17 protein-coding genes are annotated in these 16,510 nt (G+C 37.5%); 15 read left to right on the forward strand and 2 right to left on the reverse strand.

What is annotated here, in order from left to right; genetic code table 11:
- The first annotated feature begins 121 nt into the window (after nt 1-121).
- From B4D49_RS00110 to B4D49_RS00165, 11 genes are all read left to right on the forward strand, one after another.
- A complete protein-coding gene (locus B4D49_RS00110) occupies nt 122-970 on the forward strand; it encodes a DUF3737 family protein (protein WP_286782823.1) in 849 nt (282 codons plus the stop codon).
- Nucleotides 971-973: 3 nt separating this feature from the next.
- Complete coding sequence (locus B4D49_RS00115; RefSeq protein WP_286782824.1) at nt 974-2,143, forward strand: MalY/PatB family protein; 1,170 nt, start codon at nt 974-976, stop codon at nt 2,141-2,143.
- A gap of 105 nt (nt 2,144-2,248) precedes the next feature.
- A complete protein-coding gene (locus B4D49_RS00125) occupies nt 2,249-2,596 on the forward strand; it encodes a cyclophilin-like fold protein (protein WP_286782858.1) in 348 nt (115 codons plus the stop codon).
- Between the two features lies 1 nt (nt 2,597).
- Nucleotides 2,598-2,945 (forward strand): cyclophilin-like fold protein, encoded by a 348-nt coding sequence (locus B4D49_RS00130; RefSeq protein ID WP_039698338.1) that lies wholly within the window; start codon nt 2,598-2,600, stop codon nt 2,943-2,945.
- 146 nt (nt 2,946-3,091) lie between these two features.
- The gene (locus tag B4D49_RS00135; RefSeq protein ID WP_286782825.1) at nt 3,092-4,378 is read left to right on the forward strand and encodes an MATE family efflux transporter; all 1,287 of its coding nucleotides are present in this window, start codon (nt 3,092-3,094) and stop codon (nt 4,376-4,378) included.
- A gap of 144 nt (nt 4,379-4,522) precedes the next feature.
- Nucleotides 4,523-5,683: an MFS transporter gene (locus tag B4D49_RS00140; RefSeq protein ID WP_286782826.1), complete on the forward strand. Its 1,161-nt coding sequence runs from the start codon at nt 4,523-4,525 to the stop codon at nt 5,681-5,683.
- Between the two features lie 164 nt (nt 5,684-5,847).
- Entirely contained in the window at nt 5,848-6,819 is a 972-nt protein-coding gene (locus B4D49_RS00145) for an alpha/beta hydrolase (protein ID WP_286782827.1), read from the forward strand.
- Between the two features lie 179 nt (nt 6,820-6,998).
- Nucleotides 6,999-8,051: an ABC transporter permease gene (locus B4D49_RS00150; protein ID WP_286782828.1), complete on the forward strand. Its 1,053-nt coding sequence runs from the start codon at nt 6,999-7,001 to the stop codon at nt 8,049-8,051.
- 9 nt (nt 8,052-8,060) lie between these two features.
- On the forward strand, nt 8,061-8,750 hold the full coding sequence (locus B4D49_RS00155; RefSeq protein WP_286782829.1) for an ABC transporter ATP-binding protein: 690 nt from the start codon (nt 8,061-8,063) through the stop codon (nt 8,748-8,750).
- A gap of 116 nt (nt 8,751-8,866) precedes the next feature.
- Complete coding sequence (locus tag B4D49_RS00160) at nt 8,867-9,196, forward strand: potassium channel family protein (protein WP_286782830.1); 330 nt, start codon at nt 8,867-8,869, stop codon at nt 9,194-9,196.
- Nucleotides 9,197-9,207: 11 nt separating this feature from the next.
- A complete protein-coding gene (locus tag B4D49_RS00165) occupies nt 9,208-9,894 on the forward strand; it encodes a YjjG family noncanonical pyrimidine nucleotidase (protein WP_286782831.1) in 687 nt (228 codons plus the stop codon).
- Between the two features lie 38 nt (nt 9,895-9,932).
- On the opposite strand, the gene B4D49_RS00170 is transcribed toward B4D49_RS00165, so the two are convergent.
- Entirely contained in the window at nt 9,933-10,604 is a 672-nt protein-coding gene (locus B4D49_RS00170; RefSeq protein ID WP_288940124.1) for a Crp/Fnr family transcriptional regulator, read from the reverse strand.
- Between the two features lie 79 nt (nt 10,605-10,683).
- Nucleotides 10,684-11,550: a LysR family transcriptional regulator gene (locus tag B4D49_RS00175; RefSeq protein ID WP_286782833.1), complete on the reverse strand. Its 867-nt coding sequence runs from the start codon at nt 11,548-11,550 to the stop codon at nt 10,684-10,686.
- Between the two features lie 108 nt (nt 11,551-11,658).
- On the opposite strand from B4D49_RS00175, the gene B4D49_RS00180 reads away from it, so the two are divergent.
- From B4D49_RS00180 to B4D49_RS00195, 4 genes are all read left to right on the forward strand, one after another.
- On the forward strand, nt 11,659-12,684 hold the full coding sequence (locus tag B4D49_RS00180; protein WP_286782834.1) for a YeiH family protein: 1,026 nt from the start codon (nt 11,659-11,661) through the stop codon (nt 12,682-12,684).
- Nucleotides 12,685-12,835: 151 nt separating this feature from the next.
- The gene (locus B4D49_RS00185) at nt 12,836-14,212 is read left to right on the forward strand and encodes an NAD-dependent succinate-semialdehyde dehydrogenase (RefSeq protein ID WP_286782835.1); all 1,377 of its coding nucleotides are present in this window, start codon (nt 12,836-12,838) and stop codon (nt 14,210-14,212) included.
- A gap of 120 nt (nt 14,213-14,332) precedes the next feature.
- On the forward strand, nt 14,333-16,132 hold the full coding sequence (gene uvrC / locus B4D49_RS00190) for an excinuclease ABC subunit UvrC (RefSeq protein WP_286782836.1): 1,800 nt from the start codon (nt 14,333-14,335) through the stop codon (nt 16,130-16,132).
- Nucleotides 16,119-16,490: an ACT domain-containing protein gene (locus B4D49_RS00195; RefSeq protein WP_012961858.1), complete on the forward strand. Its 372-nt coding sequence runs from the start codon at nt 16,119-16,121 to the stop codon at nt 16,488-16,490. The genes uvrC and B4D49_RS00195 overlap by 14 nt, the downstream gene beginning before the upstream one ends.
- Nucleotides 16,491-16,510: the final 20 nt, after the last annotated feature.

Consider the following 16,510-nt stretch of genomic DNA (forward strand, 5'->3'; position numbering starts at 1 on the left):
TAGCGTGTTAGAGTATTTTTGTAAATTAAAAGACAAAAAATCCTTGACTTGGAGTCGACTACAAGGTGTAGATTAAGTGACGTTTCAGTCCTAGAAGGACTTTGAAAATGGAGGACTAAAAATGAAAATCATTAATCAAAAATTATTGACAGGGGAACGTGTCTGTTTTAAAGCAGAAAATGCGACCATTACCCAATCAGTATTCGCGGATGGTGAATCACCGTTAAAGGAAAGTCGTCATATTGTTTTGGAAAATGATATTTTCCGTTGGAAGTACCCACTTTGGTACTCAAAACATGTTAAAGCTGAAAATATTCAGTTACTAGATACCGCACGTTCTGGAATCTGGTATACGCATGATATTAAAATCAAAAATAGTGTCATTCAAGCTCCCAAGACTTTCCGTCGCAGCTCAGCTATTGTTTTAGAAAATGTTCAAATGCCAAATGCTTTAGAAAGTTTGTGGTCATGTGAAGAGGTTAGATTAACAAATGTTAATGTGACTGGTGACTATTTTGGCATGAATAGTAAGAATGTTAAGCTTGAAAATGTGACTATTACTGGTAATTATTGCTTTGATGGTGCTGAAAATGTGGAAGTCTCAAATAGTACTTTGCTATCCAAAGATGCTTTTTGGAACTGTAAGCACGTGGTTGTACGTGATTCGACAATCGTTGGCGAATACCTTGCATGGAATACTGAAGACATTACTTTTATCAATTGTACGATTGAAAGTAATCAAGGGCTTTGTTATATGAAGCATGTTACGCTTGATAATTGTAAATTAATCCATTCAGATTTGGTCTTTGAGTACGTTGAGGATTTGCAAGCAGACATTAAGTCAGACATTATCAGCGTTAAAAATCCAATTTCGGGTTCTATTGTAGCTGACAATATCGGTGAGATTATTTTTGATGACCCTAACATTGATGACAGTAAAACTAAGATTAGCTTGAGAAAGGCTGTGTGATACGTGAAAAAATATCATTTTGATAAGGTTGTTAATCGTCGCAATCTTAATTCTTATAAGTGGGATGTTGGTGAGGATGAACTCCCGATGTGGGTTGCAGACATGGATTTTGACACAGCTCCAGAAATCAAATGTGCTATTCAGACACGTTTAAATCAGGGTGCTCTTGGTTACAATACCGTGCCAGATTCATTTTTTGAGTCTTATATTTCATGGTGGGAGCGTCGACATGGTTTCACGCTTCAAAAAGAGTGGCTGATGTTTTGTACAGGTGCTGTTCCAGCGATTTCATCAATTGTCCGCAAGATGACGAAAGAAAATGACAAAGTCTTGCTCATCACTCCAGTCTATAACATTTTTTACAATTCTATCTTGAACAACGGTCGTGAAGTTTTAGAGAGTCGCATGCTGTATGAGGATGGAAAGTACAGTATCGATTATGAGGATTTGGAAAATAAGCTAGCGCAAGATGAGACGACTTTGATGATTTTTTGCAATCCACACAATCCAACAGGTTATGTCTGGACAAAAGCTGAGCTCGAAAAAATTGGTCAACTTTGTCTAAAACATGATGTTCTTATCTTATCAGACGAGGTGCATTGTGATTTGACACATCCAGGTAGCAAGTATACGCCTTTTGCATCAGTATCAGAGACTATTTCAAATATCAGTATGACTTGCATGGCGCCGTCAAAAACTTTTAATATCGCAGGACTGCAGACATCAGTGATTTCTGTGCCAAATGAAGCCCTTCGTAAGCAAGTTAATCGTGGCATCAATACAGACGAAGTGGCAGAACCAAATTCATTTGCTATTCAAGCGACAGAAGCAGCTTTTAATGATTCTGAAGAATGGTTAGATGAATTGAATCGCTATTTGGCAACTAACCGCTCCTATCTAATTGAGCAAGTGAGTGAGACTTTCCCTGAAATTAAAATCGTTAAGGCAAAGGCGACTTACCTTGCCTGGCTTGACTGCTCTGCTATTTCACAAGATACGACAGACTTATGTGACTTTATCCGCCACGAAACAGGCTTAATCTTATCAAGCGGTGAGATTTTTGGTGGCAACGGGAAGTCATTTATCAGATGGAACTATGCTTGCCCACTTGAGCTATTAATTGATGGTGTGGAGCGTTTTAAAAAAGCAGTTAGAAAATATAGCGAGAAGTAAATGAAAAAATATCTAAGGATTTTGTTTATTGTGATGGCTGTGCTTTTATCAGCTTGCCAGCCAAGTCAGCAAAATCACATACACAAAAAGGTTTCAGGTGAAAAAATGATTAAAGTAAGTGTAAATAATAAAACGTTTAAACTTCTTTTAAATGATTCGACTGCCGCGCGTGAGTTTCGAGAAACTCTTCCGTTGACGTTAAAGATGAGCGATGTCAACGGCAATGAAAAATATGCTGTGCTAGATAGAGACTTCACTTCCAATAACCACCGAGCTGGAAAAATCCATTCAGGTGATTTGAAATTATGGGCTGGTAATGGTTTGGTCTTGTTTTATGACGATTTTTCATCAAGCTATTCCTACACTGATTTGGGAAAGATAGTGGATAATAGCGGACTAGCAGACAGTCTTGGACGTGGTAGTGTTACGGTGACATTCGAAGAGGAGAATTAGCATGGCATTTCTTGTAACGATTGCTGGCGAAAGCTTTGAGTTGATTTTGGAAAATAATGCTAGCGCGAAAGCATTTGCCAAACTTTTGCCACTTGAGCTTGATATGGCTGATGTCAATGGCAATGAGAAATTTTATTTACTAGCTGACCACTTGCCACGCAAAGAACAATGCTCGTGTTCGATTAAAACAGGTGATTTATTGCTCTGCCAGACGAATGAACTGACCTTTTTCTATGATGATTGCAAGACTTGTTTTAAATACACTTATCTAGGACATATCAAAGACACGACCAACTTTAGCAAAGCCATGGCTGGAAAAAACGTTACTGTTGTTTTTGAGGAAAAATAAAAAATTCTCTTGACCTAGAGTGAGCTCCAAGGTATAAAGTATAGGTGGTATTAAAAAGAGGAGGAAATTATGGAAAGTGATGTAGTTGCAGCACAGCAAAACACGTATTTTTTAGCAATCGTGATTTAGCAAAATTGTTCGTTCCTTTGATTATTGAACAAGGTTTGGAATACCTGGTGGGCTTAATCGCCTCGATTTTGGTTTCAAGAGTTGGTGAAGCAGCAGTGTCAGGAGTATCCTTGGTTGAATTTCTTATGGCACTCTTTATCAGTATTTTTGCCGCATTTGCAACGGGTGGTGGCATTGTTGCAGGTCAATACTTAGGTGACCGTGATAGTAAAAATGCTAATAAAGCTGTCAATCAGTTGGTCAAATTCACATTGTATTTTAGCTTAATGATAACTATTTTGATTTTTGCGATTAAGCCATTTATCTTAAGTCATTTATTTGGAACGATTACACCTGAGGTTCATTCGCAAGCAGATCGTTACTTTAATATCGTTGCTTTATCAACACCGTTTATTGCTCTTTATAATTCGGGTGCAGCGATTTTTAGAACTTTAAATAAATCACGCTTGCCGATGAATATTATGTTGGTCATGAATGGATTGAATATTTTAATGGGGATTAGTCTGATTTATGGTCTCGGTTGGGGTGTCGAAGGTGTTGCAGTACCGATTTTGCTATCACGTGTTGGTGCCATGGTGCTAGTTCTTTGGTTTGCACATCACTTGACATCTGAATTAACTTTAGGAAATTTTTTGAAAGAAAAAGTTGACTGGAAAATGATTAAGAAGGTTCTTAGTATTGGACTACCATTTGGTTTTGAAAATGGTATGTTTTTCCTTGGGCGTTTGATTGTCTTGTCTGTTGTGTCACTTTTTGGTACAGCTGCCATCGCTGCAAATTCGGTTGGTGGAACCATTATCATGTTTCAAGGATTGCCGGGTATTTCAATCGTGTTGGGCTTAGCAGTCATTATTTCAAAATGTGTTGGTGCTGGAGATTATGTGCAAGCAGAATATTACAAACGTAAAGTTATCCGAAACATCCATATTACAAATGCTTGTTTTTCAGCTGCTGTTATAGCTTTAATGCCTTTGTTAATGAAATTATATGATCTATCAGCACAAGCGACACACTATGTTTGGATTATTGTTCTTGCTCATGGGATTTTAGTCAGCCTTTTTTGGAATTCTGGCTATGTTTTACCTGTTGTCTTTCGTAGTGCGGGTGATGCGAATTTCCCAATGGTCATCAGTATTTCTTCTATGCTTTTAGTTCGTGTAGTATGTGCCTACTTTTTTTCTGTTAACCTTGGTATGGGAATGCTAGGAACTTGGGCGGCTATGTTTCTAGACTGGTTTGTTAAAGGAATTATTTATGAAATCCGTTACCATAAGGGGACATGGAAAAATTATAAGTTAGTGTAAGAAAAGATTTCCTCACTAGTTTGGTGGGGAATTTTTATTGGAAAACCATGCTTTTTAGGCATTGGACATATCAAATATAAGTATTTGTAATAGGCGACATTCCTTGTTATGATAATGGTAGAAGTTAAGGAAAGGAAGTGTCGAATGCAGAAAACTTCAAACCGTTCAATGGTTTTACTGTTAACAATCGGTGTATTTGGTATTCTAAATACAGAAATGGGGATAACGGGTATTTTGCCACATATTTCTGAGCATTATGGTGTCTCCTTGACAACAGCTGGTTTATTGGTATCTGGATTTGCTTTAGTCGTGGCTATCGCAGGACCAACCATGCCCTTACTGTTTTCAAAGGTCAACCGAAGGTCTGTTATGCTTTTGGCTACCGGTGCTTTTGCTTTGAGCACTATCGTTTCGATTTTTGCGCCAAACTTTACTGTTTTACTGATTGCGCGTGTTTTACCAGCAATTTTTCATCCTGTATATGTTTCTATGGCAATGACGGTTGCAGCTACATCGGTTCCTGAAAATGAATCGCAAAAAGCAGTTGCTCAAGTTTTTATGGGAGTTTCAGCTGGAACGCTGCTTGGAGTGCCAGTTTCAAATTTTTTAGCTAGCCAATTCTCGCTCAGCTCAGCCATGCTTTTCTTTGCCGTTATTAATTTACTTGTTTTTATTGGAACCATAGTTTTAGTGCCATCGATGCCAGTGACACGTGGCTTGTCTTATGGACAACAATTAAGTATTTTAAAACGAAAAACGATATGGATTTCTATTATAAGCGTTATTTTATTGAATGGAGCTGTGCTTGGTTTTAATTCCTATATGTCAGATTTCTTAGCAACTTTCTCACAAATCAACGTTAATTTAATTGCCTTAGTTTTGTTAAGTATTGGATTAGCTAATATTATTGGTAATGCTTGGGCTGGAAAGTTCTTAGATAAAAATGCTCATCAACTATTGATTAGTTTACCGCTTGTCCTAATTATTAATCTAGCTTTGCTATTTTTCTTTGGAAATCAAGCACTAGTAATGATGATTTTAGTTGTCATTTTTGGAATGTTTGGTGGACTTGCAGGAAATGTGAATCAATATATGATCAATAGCGTTGGTGATGATGCACCCGATTTTGCTAACGGCTTATTTTTAGCAGCTGCCAATCTTGGTGTAACTGTCGGGACATCGTTTACAGGTAAATTTATTGACATCGGAAATGGTAGTCAATTTAGCATTTGGGGAAGTATCATAATGTTGTTATTTGCTTTCTTAACAATTCAAATTCGACAGAAGTGGCTTTCAAACAAATAATTTTATTGAAATTTTGATAAATCACCTTGACTTGGAGTAGACTTCAAGGTGTAGAGTAACTATTAGGGAAAGATTTAGAAGTTTTTGCCGATAAATTTTTAAATTATTTTAGGTTAGTGTTACACTTTAAGTAACATCATAAACACAATGAAAAGGAGAATAAGATGACTGAACAATTACATTTGGTACAAGAATGGGATAAAGTTTTCCCAAAAAGTGACAAAGTTGACCACAAAAAAGTGACTTTCCATAATCACTTTGGCATTACTTTAGCTGCTGATATGTACATTCCTAAAAATACTTCAGGGAAATTACCAGCACTTGCTGTGTCAGGACCTTTTGGTGCGGTGAAAGAACAATCTTCAGGGCTTTATGCGCAAGAAATGGCAGAGCGTGGTTTTTTGACAATTGCTTTTGATCCATCTTATACAGGCGAATCAGGCGGTACTCCGCGTTATATGCAATCCCCAGACATTAACACTGAAGATTTTCAAGCAGCTGTTGATTACCTATCAACGCTTGAAAATGTTGGTGCGGATAAAATTGGTATCATCGGTATCTGTGGTTGGGGAGGTATTGCCCTTAATGCAGCAGCAATTGACCCACGTATTAAAGTAACGGTAGCCTCTACAATGTATGACATGTCTCGAATTGCTGGAAATGGTTATTTTGATTCAGCTGATGATGAAGAAGCACGTTACCAAGCTCGTCTAGCGCTTGCAAATCAACGTACCAAAGATTATCAAAATGCTGATTACGCTCTAGCTGGTGGAGTGGTTGACCCACTCCCAGACGAGGTACCGCAATTTGTCAAAGATTATTATGCTTATTACAAACAACCACGTGGTTACCATGCTCGTAGTCTTAATTCAAATAATGGCTGGGCAGTTCAATCAAATACAAGTTTCCTAAATACGCGTTTCCTTCACTATACTGATGAAATTCGTAATGCTGTACTTGTCGTTCATGGTGACAAGGCTCACTCATATTACATGGGTAAAGATGCCTTTGAAAAATTAACAGGTGACAACAAGAAGATGATTTCTGTCTCAGGTGCAAGTCACTGTGACCTTTATGACCAAAAAGATATCATCCCATTTGATGACATTGAAAAATTCATTAGAGAAAATATTTAAAAATATTTCAGAACTTTCTTTGTTAGTAAACTAAAAACCTTCCGTGTTTAAAACGGAAGGTTTTTCTTCTCTTCCTTATTCTACAGGGGTTCTTGCATTATTGAAATATTACAATCAAATAAATGTACTTTCTTTGGAAAACATAGTAAGCTTACAGTAATCGAAAAAGGAGGACGTTTATGTTTTTAGCTTGGAACGACATTAAATATTCCAAATTGCGTTATGGTCTGGTTGTAGGGGTGATTTTTTTAATTGCTTACTTGGTCTTTTTCCTAACGGGTCTTGCTTATGGCTTGGCTCAAACCAATCGCTCTGCGGTAGATTCTTGGAAGGCTGATCAGATTGTATTGTCAAAGGAAGCCAATAATAATTTAAGAATGTCGCATTTTCCTGATTCTTTAACAAAGGACATTGATGCAGATCAAAAAGCAGAGCTTAGGCAAGCTTCTATGACCATAAAAGGTAAGGATAATTCTGATGTTAACGTTAATGTTTTTGCTATTAACAAAAATGAGTTTTTAAGTCCTAAAATGGCTAAGGGGAGACTATTTTCAAAAGCAGGTGAAGCTGTCTTTGATAGTAGTTTGAGTAAAACAAATGATTTTAAAATTGGTGATAAAGTAAAAGTCGGAGAAGGAGGTCAAGTCCTTACGATTGTCGGCTTTACTGATAATGCTAGCTTCAATGTACAGCCAGTTTTGTATACATCAAAAGAGACTTTAGATAGTTTGGTGCCGGCAGCAAACCAATCGGAAATGATTAGTGCTGTTGTGACGAAAGGAAAAGTTCATCAAGTCCCAGAGGGATTAGAGGTGGTATCGATTACTGACTTTATTGAAGAGCTACCTGGTTACCGAGCACAAAATCTAACGTTTTCCTTTATGATTGGATTCTTGATTATCATAGCAGCCATTGTCATTGGAATTTTTATCTATATTTTGACCTTGCAGAAAAAAGAAATTTTTGGTGTCTTGAAAGCTCAGGGAATTTCAAATGCTTATTTATCAAAAATGGTTTTTGCCCAAACTTTTATTTTAGCCGTTTTGGCAGTTAGTTTAGGTCTTGTATTAACCTTAATCAGTGCAAAAGTGTTGCCAGCAACTGTACCGTTTCAAGTTAATCCTCTTTTCTTTGGCGTTATCAGCATTTTGATGATTGTGATAGCAGTCTTTGGAGCACTATTTTCAGTTTTAAGCATTGTCAAGGTGGATCCACTAAGAGCGATTGGATAGGAGTAAATGATGACAGCAATTGAATTAATTAAGGTGAAGAAATTTTTTAAAGATGGTCCTGACCAGATTGAAGCTTTGAAGGAGACCAACTTGAGCATTAATAAAGGCGAGTTTGTAGCGGTCATTGGTCCCTCAGGATCAGGAAAAAGTACTTTTTTGACCATTATTGGTGGCTTACAATCTCCGTCACAGGGGAAAGTTAGGTTGAATGGTCAGGATTTCAGCAATAAAAAAGAAAAAGAACGCGCTAAAATGCGATTTGAAGAAATTGGCTTTATCTTACAGGCATCCAACCTAGTGCCCTTTTTAAAAATCAAAGATCAATTAAAGTTGGTTGATAAATTTGCTAAGCAAAAAAGGCGCGACTCAATCGATGAACTATTTGAGCAACTTGGTATCAGTGGTATTGTCAATAAGTACCCAGAAGAAATTTCAGGTGGTCAACGGCAGCGAGTTGCGATTGCACGAGCTTTGTATAATGATCCAACAATTATTTTGGCTGATGAGCCAACAGCAAGTTTGGATACAGAAAAAGCACTTGAAGTGGCAAAAATTTTAGCAGAAGAAGCCAAAGCTAAGAATAAAGCTATTTTAATGGTGACGCATGATAGACGTTTGGTGCCTTACTGTGATCGCTTGTTAGTGATTGAAGACGGTGTTTTGCGTGAAGAAAGTATGCTTGACTTTTCTCAATCGTAAAAGCTTTGGGTGATGTGCTATAATGGAAGTAATAAATGGTTATTAAGGAATGCTAAACTTGCAAGAATTAGTTAACGTTTCAAGGGTTTGATAACTAAAATGACAGGGGAAAAATCATGATTACTTTCTGGATGCAAATGCGTCGTACCATTCGTCTTTTGTGGTCCCTTTTCAAAGATGCTGAAACAAGGGGAATAGCTGGTGTGACAACTGTTTTACTATTGAGTGGAACACTATTTTATGCTCACGTTGAACACTTTACTTATCTTGATGCGCTTTATTTCTCATTTACGACTTTAACGACAATTGGTTATGGTGATATATATCCTGTTACAGCTGTCGGAAAGATTTTCACGATGGCTTATTCTGTTATTGGTTTAGGTGTGATGGGAAGTTTTTTAGCTGTTGTTGTTAAAAAAATATCTCAATTTGATAGGAGAAGATGAGAGGAGTAGCTGTGACTTATCGTTATTTGCTTTTTGATTTGGACCATACTTTGCTTGATTTTAATGCAGCAGAAGATATTGCTCTAACAGAGCTTTTGAAAGAAGCGCGTGTGTCAGATATTCAGGCTTATAAAGACTTTTATATTCCTATGAATCGCAAGATGTGGGATGACTTAAGTTTGAAAAAATTGACTAAAAAGGAATTAATCAATACACGTTTTTCACGCTTGTTTGCTAATTTTGGCCATGAGGTAGACGGGCATGCTTTTGCTATGCGTTATCAGGATTTTTTAAGTCAACAAGGTCAAGTTTTGACTGGTGCCAATCAGCTGCTTGATCAACTTAGTCAGCAAGGCTACCGCATTTTCGGAGCAACCAATGGCATTTCAAAAATTCAAACGGGTCGAATGGCTAATTCAGGGATTCAAGATTATTTTGAACATGTCTTTATTTCAGATGAAGTTGGTTATCAAAAACCGGACAAGGCATTTTATGATGCGATAGCAGGAGCGATTAGTCGTTTTGATCACCAAAAAGCTTTGATGATTGGAGATAATCTACTTGCTGATATTCAAGGAGGCAATAATGCTGGTATTGATACTGCTTGGTACAATCCACATCAAAAAACAAACCGCACTTCAGCAAGACCGACTTACACCGTTCACAATTATCAAGAGCTGCTCAAGTTATTACGATAGCACACAAAAACCGGAAGTTTTAAACTTCCGGTTTTTAGTTAATAATCGATTTTGCGTTCTTCTGTGATCAGTTGAGCCATTTGTTGTGGATCAGTGATTTGAATCTGATGGCCTGTTTTTTCGATCATTTCTTCGGCACGAAGAGCCTTGACCATGCGAGCAATGGTTACGGAATGCATGCCGAGATAGTTTGCAATTTCTTGATAGGTAAAGACAGTATCTAAGACCAATTGTCCAGAAGTGTCTTTTTCAACCTGATCTAGCAAGAAGCGGCAGAATTGGACCAAAGCGGGTTCGTTTTTGCTGCTGTGAAAATGTTCCATAAGATAGATATGATTTTCAGTTAGTGTGTTTAGCATCAAGCTAACCACGGATGGAAAAACAAGCAATTCTTGAAATTGACGACTAGAAATACGATAAGCAACACAAGGTGTTTTGGCAACAATTGAAAATGATTTTTTTCCATAGTAGTTCAAGTGGACAGTATTCATAAGTGGCACAAAACCAACAAATTGTTGCTTTTTAAAATAAAGGTAAGTAGTTTCTTTGCCATCGCAAGAAATAGATGAAAGAGCACAGATGCCTGAGGATAGGATATAAATATCACCGCTTGTTTCTCCAGAGACGGACTGTGCAAGGTTTTCTCCTTTTTTAAAAGACACACGTTCGCCGTATTGATAAAGTTCTGTAATATCCAGTGTAGATTGCATAATTGCCCTTTCTAAAATTAACATAGGCTATATAACTATATAGTTTACGTTAAAAAAGCGTTTTTATCAAGTTAAAATTTTAGAAAAAGAGTTGGAAAATATCTTGATAGTGATTTTTGAAGTGGCTGTTTTTCCGCCAAATAAAGGTAAAATCGTGATTCATGGCAGGAATAGTGAGATTAATTTTTTTAAGATTTCCAGCAGAAATTTCTTTTTGAACCACGCTTTGGTAGACAAAAGTAATCCCAAGATTTTTTCTAACCAACTCACAGATGGTATTAAGACTCCCAATTTCGGTAATTTTACTGAAATCAGAAATGGTGAGATTAGCTTCCTTTAATGTGATTTCAAGCATTTCACGTGTACCAGAGCCTTGTTCGCGAACGATAATTGGATAATTGAGGAGTTCTTCCAGAGAATGCATGCCGCTTGCTAGAGGAGAGTCGGGTGAGGTAACAGCGATGAAAGGTTCTGTTCGATAAGGGAGAAAATCGTATTTTTCTTTTGAAAAGAAACCTTCAATCAAGGCAAAATCAATCTCGCCCTTATCAATGGCTTTTAATAGTGTTTCGGTATTATCCACCAGCATTTTAATTTGAAAAGTAGGATGCTTAGCTAGAAGATTAACTAATGAATCCGTTAAAACATATTCTCCAATGGTTAATGTTGCTCCAAAATGAAGTGGCTGTAAATCTTGCTTGAGGTGTGTCTTAAAATGCTGAATATCAGTATTCATGGTAGTCAGTAAATCAAGCAATTCTTTACCACTTTGAGTCAGTTGACAATGTTTGCCAGAAAACGTGAAGAGTTTGGTTTGATATTCTGTTTCCAGGGCTTGAATATGTTTGGTCACAGCTGGTTGTGTGATGTGAAGCTCCTTTGCTGCTTGAGTAAAATTCAAGGTTTCACAGACCTTCATAAAGGTAAAAACACGATAATCGAGCATTCTAATTCTCCTTAGTATTCTTGTTCATTATTGTATCATAAAAAATCATAATTTTACATTATAGGTAGAGCGGGGTATAATGAGTGACGTGAAAAGGAGATATTTATTATGAATGCTATTCAGAAAAAAGTACCTGGCGTTGTGCTATGTGCTATTTTAGCCTTGCCAGCTTGGTTCTTAGGTCAAGCTTTTCCTTTGGTCGGTGCTCCAGTCTTTGCTATTTTGCTTGGCATGTTTGTGGGAAGTTTTTATCATAATCGCAAACAAACCGCCCAAGGCATTGGTTTTACCTCAAAATACATTTTACAGACAGCTGTGGTTTTATTAGGATTTGGTCTTAATTTAGGTCAAGTCTTAAAAGTTGGTGCTCAGTCACTACCAATCATTATTTCAACCATCGCAACGTCTTTAATCGTGGCATTTTTCTTACAAAAATGGTTGAAGCTGGACGTTAATACAGCGACTTTGGTCGGCGTTGGGTCATCTATCTGTGGTGGTTCAGCTATTGCAGCGACAGCACCAGTTATCAAGGCAAAAGATGAAGAGGTGGCTAAGAGTATTTCAGTTATTTTTCTCTTTAACATTCTCGCAGCGTTGATTTTTCCAACTTTAGGAGATTTGATTGGTTTGTCAAATCATGGCTTTGCCCTATTTGCAGGAACGGCTGTTAATGACACATCATCTGTTACAGCGACAGCAGCAGCTTGGGATGCTATTCATCAGTCAAATACTTTGGATGGGGCAACCATCGTTAAGTTAACACGTACCTTGGCTATCATTCCCATTACACTAGGTTTGTCATTTTACAAGGCTTATAAAGAATCTAAAAATGGCGGAGCTTCTGAGAAAACTTTTAGTTTTAAAAAGGCCTTTCCAATGTTTGTCTTGTATTTCTTACTAGCTTCGATTGTGACAACACTTGCGAGTGGTCTTGGGCTAGATATGGCGATTTTTGAGAATCTTAAAGTGTTGTCAAAATTCTTTATCGTCATGGCTATGGGGGCTATTGGACTTAATACAAATCCAGTCAAATTAGTAAAAACAGGTGGTCAAGCTATCGGTGTTGGTGCCGCTTGTTGGATTGCCATTACTTGTGTCAGCCTTTTGATGCAGCATATTTTAGGTATTTGGTAACAGAGAAGAAGTTGGGCAGAAGTGCTCGACTTCTTTTTTGTTAGAAAACATGCTTAATTCTTGAAAACGTTTCCTGTAGTGCTATAATGGACACATACGGACTTGCTTTTAGCGTAAGCTATTGATTCAAGCAAGAGGAAAAGGAGATATTATGGCATACAAAACAACTTACCCTTACACAAATGAAGTTCTAAAAACTTTTGATAACGCGACAGATGTGGATTTAGAAGCTGCTTTGGCAAATGGGCATGCGCTTTATAAAAAATGGCGTGCTGAAGGTGGATTGGACGACAGAAAAGTTCAATTACATAAAATTGCGGAGCTTTTACGTCGTGACGTTGATAAATACGCTGAAGTGATGACAAAAGATATGGGAAAACTTTTCACGGAAGCAAAAGGTGAAGTCGAACTTTGTGCAGAAATTGCGGATTACTACGCTGATAAAGCAGAGGAATTCCTCAAACCACGTCCGCTAGAAAATATCAATGGTGAAGCTTATTATATCAAGCAAGCCACGGGTGTATTGGTAGCTGTTGAGCCATGGAATTTCCCATTCTATCAAATCATGCGAGTCTTTGCTCCAAATTTCATGATTGGAAATCCAATGATCTTGAAACATGCTTCAATCTGTCCAGCGTCAGCACAAGCTTTTGACGATTTAGTTTTGGAAGCTGGTGCACCAGTTGGTGCCTTTAAGAATCTTTTCTTATCTTATGGCCAAGTCTCAAAAGCAATCGCAGACCCACGAGTTGTTGGCGTTTGCTTGACAGGTTCTGAACGTGGAGGTGCCTCAATTGCGGCAGAAGCAGGGGCTAATCTCAAAAAATCATCTATGGAACTCGGTGGTAATGATGCTTTTCTTATCCTAGAAGATGCTGACTTTGATTTGCTTGATAAGACAGTCTTCTTTGCTCGTCTTTACAATGCTGGTCAAGTTTGTACGTCATCAAAACGTTTTGTGGTTGTCGGTCAAGAAAATTATGACAAGTTTGTTGATATGGTGGTTAAACACTTTAAGTCAGCGAAATGGGGTGACCCAATGGACCCAGCGACAACTCTCGCACCATTGTCTTCAGCCGCCGCAAAAGAGGAAGTCCTAGATCAAATCAAGCTGGCTAAAGAAAACGGTGCGACAGTGGTTTATGGTGATGAACCCATTGATCATCCAGGAAACTTTGTCATGCCAACAGTTTTGACAAACATCACCAAAGAAAATCCAATTTTTAATCAAGAAATCTTTGGTCCAGTAGCTTCTATTTACAAAGTTGATACTGAAGCAGAAGCTATTGAACTGGCTAATGATTCAAGTTATGGTCTTGGTGGTACTGTCTTTTCTAAAAATCTTGACCATGCTAAAGAAGTGGCTGCCAAAATTGAAACTGGTATGTCATTTATCAATTCTGGTTGGACATCACACCCAGAAATCCCATTTGGAGGCATTAAAAATTCAGGCTACGGTCGTGAATTGAGTGAACTTGGTTTCGATGCATTTGTCAACGAACACCTCGTTTTTGTCCCAAATAATTAATTAGCTCTCCTTTTATTATCCTAATACAGCAAAAGCCACCTGTAGAGCTCATTCAGGTGGTTTTTGGCTCTCAAAATTCTCTAACAAGCAATGAAAAAGTGATTCTGCTATAATAGAGGCATGAATGAACTGATAAAACATAAATTGGAATTACTGCCAGATAGTCCTGGTTGTTATATCCATAAAGATAAAAATGGCAAGATTATCTATGTCGGAAAAGCTAAGAATCTGAAAAATCGTGTGCGCAGCTATTTTCATGGTAGCCACAATACTAAGACAGAACTCTTGGTTTCTGAAATTGAAGACTTTGAATACATCGTCACTGAATCAAATACGGAAGCTCTTCTTCTTGAAATCAATTTGATTCAAGAAAATATGCCTAAGTACAACATCAAGCTTAAAGATGATAAATCTTATCCATTTATCAAAATTACAGTGAATGAACAGTACCCACGCTTGATGATTACCCGTCAAATCAAAAAAGATGGTGCTTTGTATTTTGGTCCTTATCCAGATTCTGGGGCGGCAACAGAAATTAAGCGACTTTTGGATCGTATTTTTCCGTTTAAAAAATGTACAAACCCAGCTAATAAAGTTTGCTTTTACTACCATCTTGGTCAGTGTAAAGCCCATACCATTTGCCATGTAGATCACGATTACTTTGTGAATATGGCACAAGATGTCAAGAATTTCTTAAATGGGCAAGATAATAAAATCGTTGATGCACTTAAGGAGAAAATGCAAAAAGCAGCAGATGCTATGGAATTTGAGCGCGCAGCAGAATACCGTGATTTACTGCAAGCTATTTCAACCCTTCGCACTAAACAACGTGTTATGAACCAAGATATGATGGATCGTGATATTTTTGGTTATTACGTTGATAAAGGCTGGATGTGTGTTCAGGTTTTCTTTGTTCGTCAAGGGAAACTCATTCAACGTGATGTCAATATGTTTCCTTACTACAATGACCCTGAAGAGGATTTCTTGACCTATGTGGGACAATTTTACCGTGATAGCAAACACTTTGTGCCAAAAGAAATCTTTATTCCACAAGATATTGATGCTGATTTGGTTAAAGCCGTTGTTGATACAAAAATTATCAAACCACAACGTGGTGAGAAGAAGCAGTTGGTTAATTTAGCTATCAAGAATGCTCGCGTTAGCTTACAACAAAAATTTGATTTGCTAGAAAAAGATATCCGTAAAACACATGGTGCCATTGAAAATATCGGTGAATTGCTTAATATTCCAAAACCAGTTCGCATTGAGGCTTTTGATAACTCAAATATTCAAGGAACAAGCCCTGTTGCTGGGATGGTTGTCTTTGTTAATGGGAAACCAAGTAAGAAAGATTACCGCAAATTTAAGATTAAAACTGTTGTGGGGCCAGATGATTACGCCAGTATGCGTGAGGTCATTTATCGCAGATACAGTCGCGTGATGAAAGATGGATTGACACCACCAGATTTGATTATCATCGATGGTGGTCAAGGTCAGGTCAATGTGGCGCATGATGTCATTGAAAATAAACTTGGTCTTGATATTCCAATCGCTGGTCTGCAAAAAAATGACAAACACCAAACGCACGAATTACTCTTTGGAGATCCTTTAGAAGTGGTTGAATTGCCACGAAATTCTGAAGAATTCTTCTTGCTTCAACGCATTCAAGATGAAGTTCACCGATTCGCTATTACCTTCCACCGTCAATTACGTTCTAAAAATTCATTCTCATCAAAACTTGATGGCATTGCTGGACTTGGTCCAAAGCGCAAGCAATTACTCATGAAACACTTCAAGAGCTTGCCAAATATTCAAAAAGCAGACGTGGAAGATATTATCAATTGTGGCATTCCACGAAATGTCGCAACTGCGATTAAAGAAAAATTAAACAAGGAGGAAGCTGTCAATGCTAACCATTAAACCGATTACTGAAGAATTTGCTGTTTGCCAAGTTGAGGATTATTCACAAGTCAATCTGGAAAATCCATTTGTTTTTACTGGGGCAACAGATGACGAAAAATCACTTGTTTGTCCGATTGCACTTGTCCCTGAAAATGCTTTGACAGTTGATAAGACTTGGTCAGCTTTTCGAATCGAGGGTGTTTTAGACTTTTCTTTGATTGGCATTTTATCAAAAATTTCAAGTCTTTTAGCAGAAAATAATATTGGTATCTTTGCCATTTCGACTTATAACACGGATTACATTTTAACGAAAACAACGGATTTTCAAAGCGCACTCCGAGTATTAGAAGAGGCAGGATATCAGATTTTGGGATAATTTTCGCAAGAAATGAAAGG

The sequence above is a fragment of the Streptococcus sp. UBA4344 genome, from assembly GCF_002393675.1.
Lineage (GTDB): Bacteria > Bacillota > Bacilli > Lactobacillales > Streptococcaceae > Streptococcus > Streptococcus vicugnae.

Bases quoted from the DNA above. Each gene is read 5' to 3' on its own strand.
- B4D49_RS00110 (WP_286782823.1), top strand. From the start codon at position 122: ATGAAAATCATTAATCAAAAATTATTGACAGGGGAACGTGTCTGTTTT.
- B4D49_RS00125 (WP_286782858.1), top strand. From the start codon at position 2,249: ATGATTAAAGTAAGTGTAAATAATAAAACGTTTAAACTTCTTTTAAAT.
- B4D49_RS00130 (WP_039698338.1), top strand. From the start codon at position 2,598: ATGGCATTTCTTGTAACGATTGCTGGCGAAAGCTTTGAGTTGATTTTG.
- B4D49_RS00140 (WP_286782826.1), top strand. From the start codon at position 4,523: ATGCAGAAAACTTCAAACCGTTCAATGGTTTTACTGTTAACAATCGGT.
- B4D49_RS00145 (WP_286782827.1), top strand. From the start codon at position 5,848: ATGACTGAACAATTACATTTGGTACAAGAATGGGATAAAGTTTTCCCA.
- B4D49_RS00150 (WP_286782828.1), top strand. From the start codon at position 6,999: ATGTTTTTAGCTTGGAACGACATTAAATATTCCAAATTGCGTTATGGT.
- B4D49_RS00155 (WP_286782829.1), top strand. From the start codon at position 8,061: ATGACAGCAATTGAATTAATTAAGGTGAAGAAATTTTTTAAAGATGGT.
- B4D49_RS00160 (WP_286782830.1), top strand. From the start codon at position 8,867: ATGATTACTTTCTGGATGCAAATGCGTCGTACCATTCGTCTTTTGTGG.
- B4D49_RS00170 (WP_288940124.1), bottom strand. From the start codon at position 10,604: ATGCAATCTACACTGGATATTACAGAACTTTATCAATACGGCGAACGT.
- B4D49_RS00175 (WP_286782833.1), bottom strand. From the start codon at position 11,550: ATGCTCGATTATCGTGTTTTTACCTTTATGAAGGTCTGTGAAACCTTG.
- B4D49_RS00180 (WP_286782834.1), top strand. From the start codon at position 11,659: ATGAATGCTATTCAGAAAAAAGTACCTGGCGTTGTGCTATGTGCTATT.
- B4D49_RS00185 (WP_286782835.1), top strand. From the start codon at position 12,836: ATGGCATACAAAACAACTTACCCTTACACAAATGAAGTTCTAAAAACT.
- uvrC (WP_286782836.1), top strand. From the start codon at position 14,333: ATGAATGAACTGATAAAACATAAATTGGAATTACTGCCAGATAGTCCT.
- B4D49_RS00195 (WP_012961858.1), top strand. From the start codon at position 16,119: ATGCTAACCATTAAACCGATTACTGAAGAATTTGCTGTTTGCCAAGTT.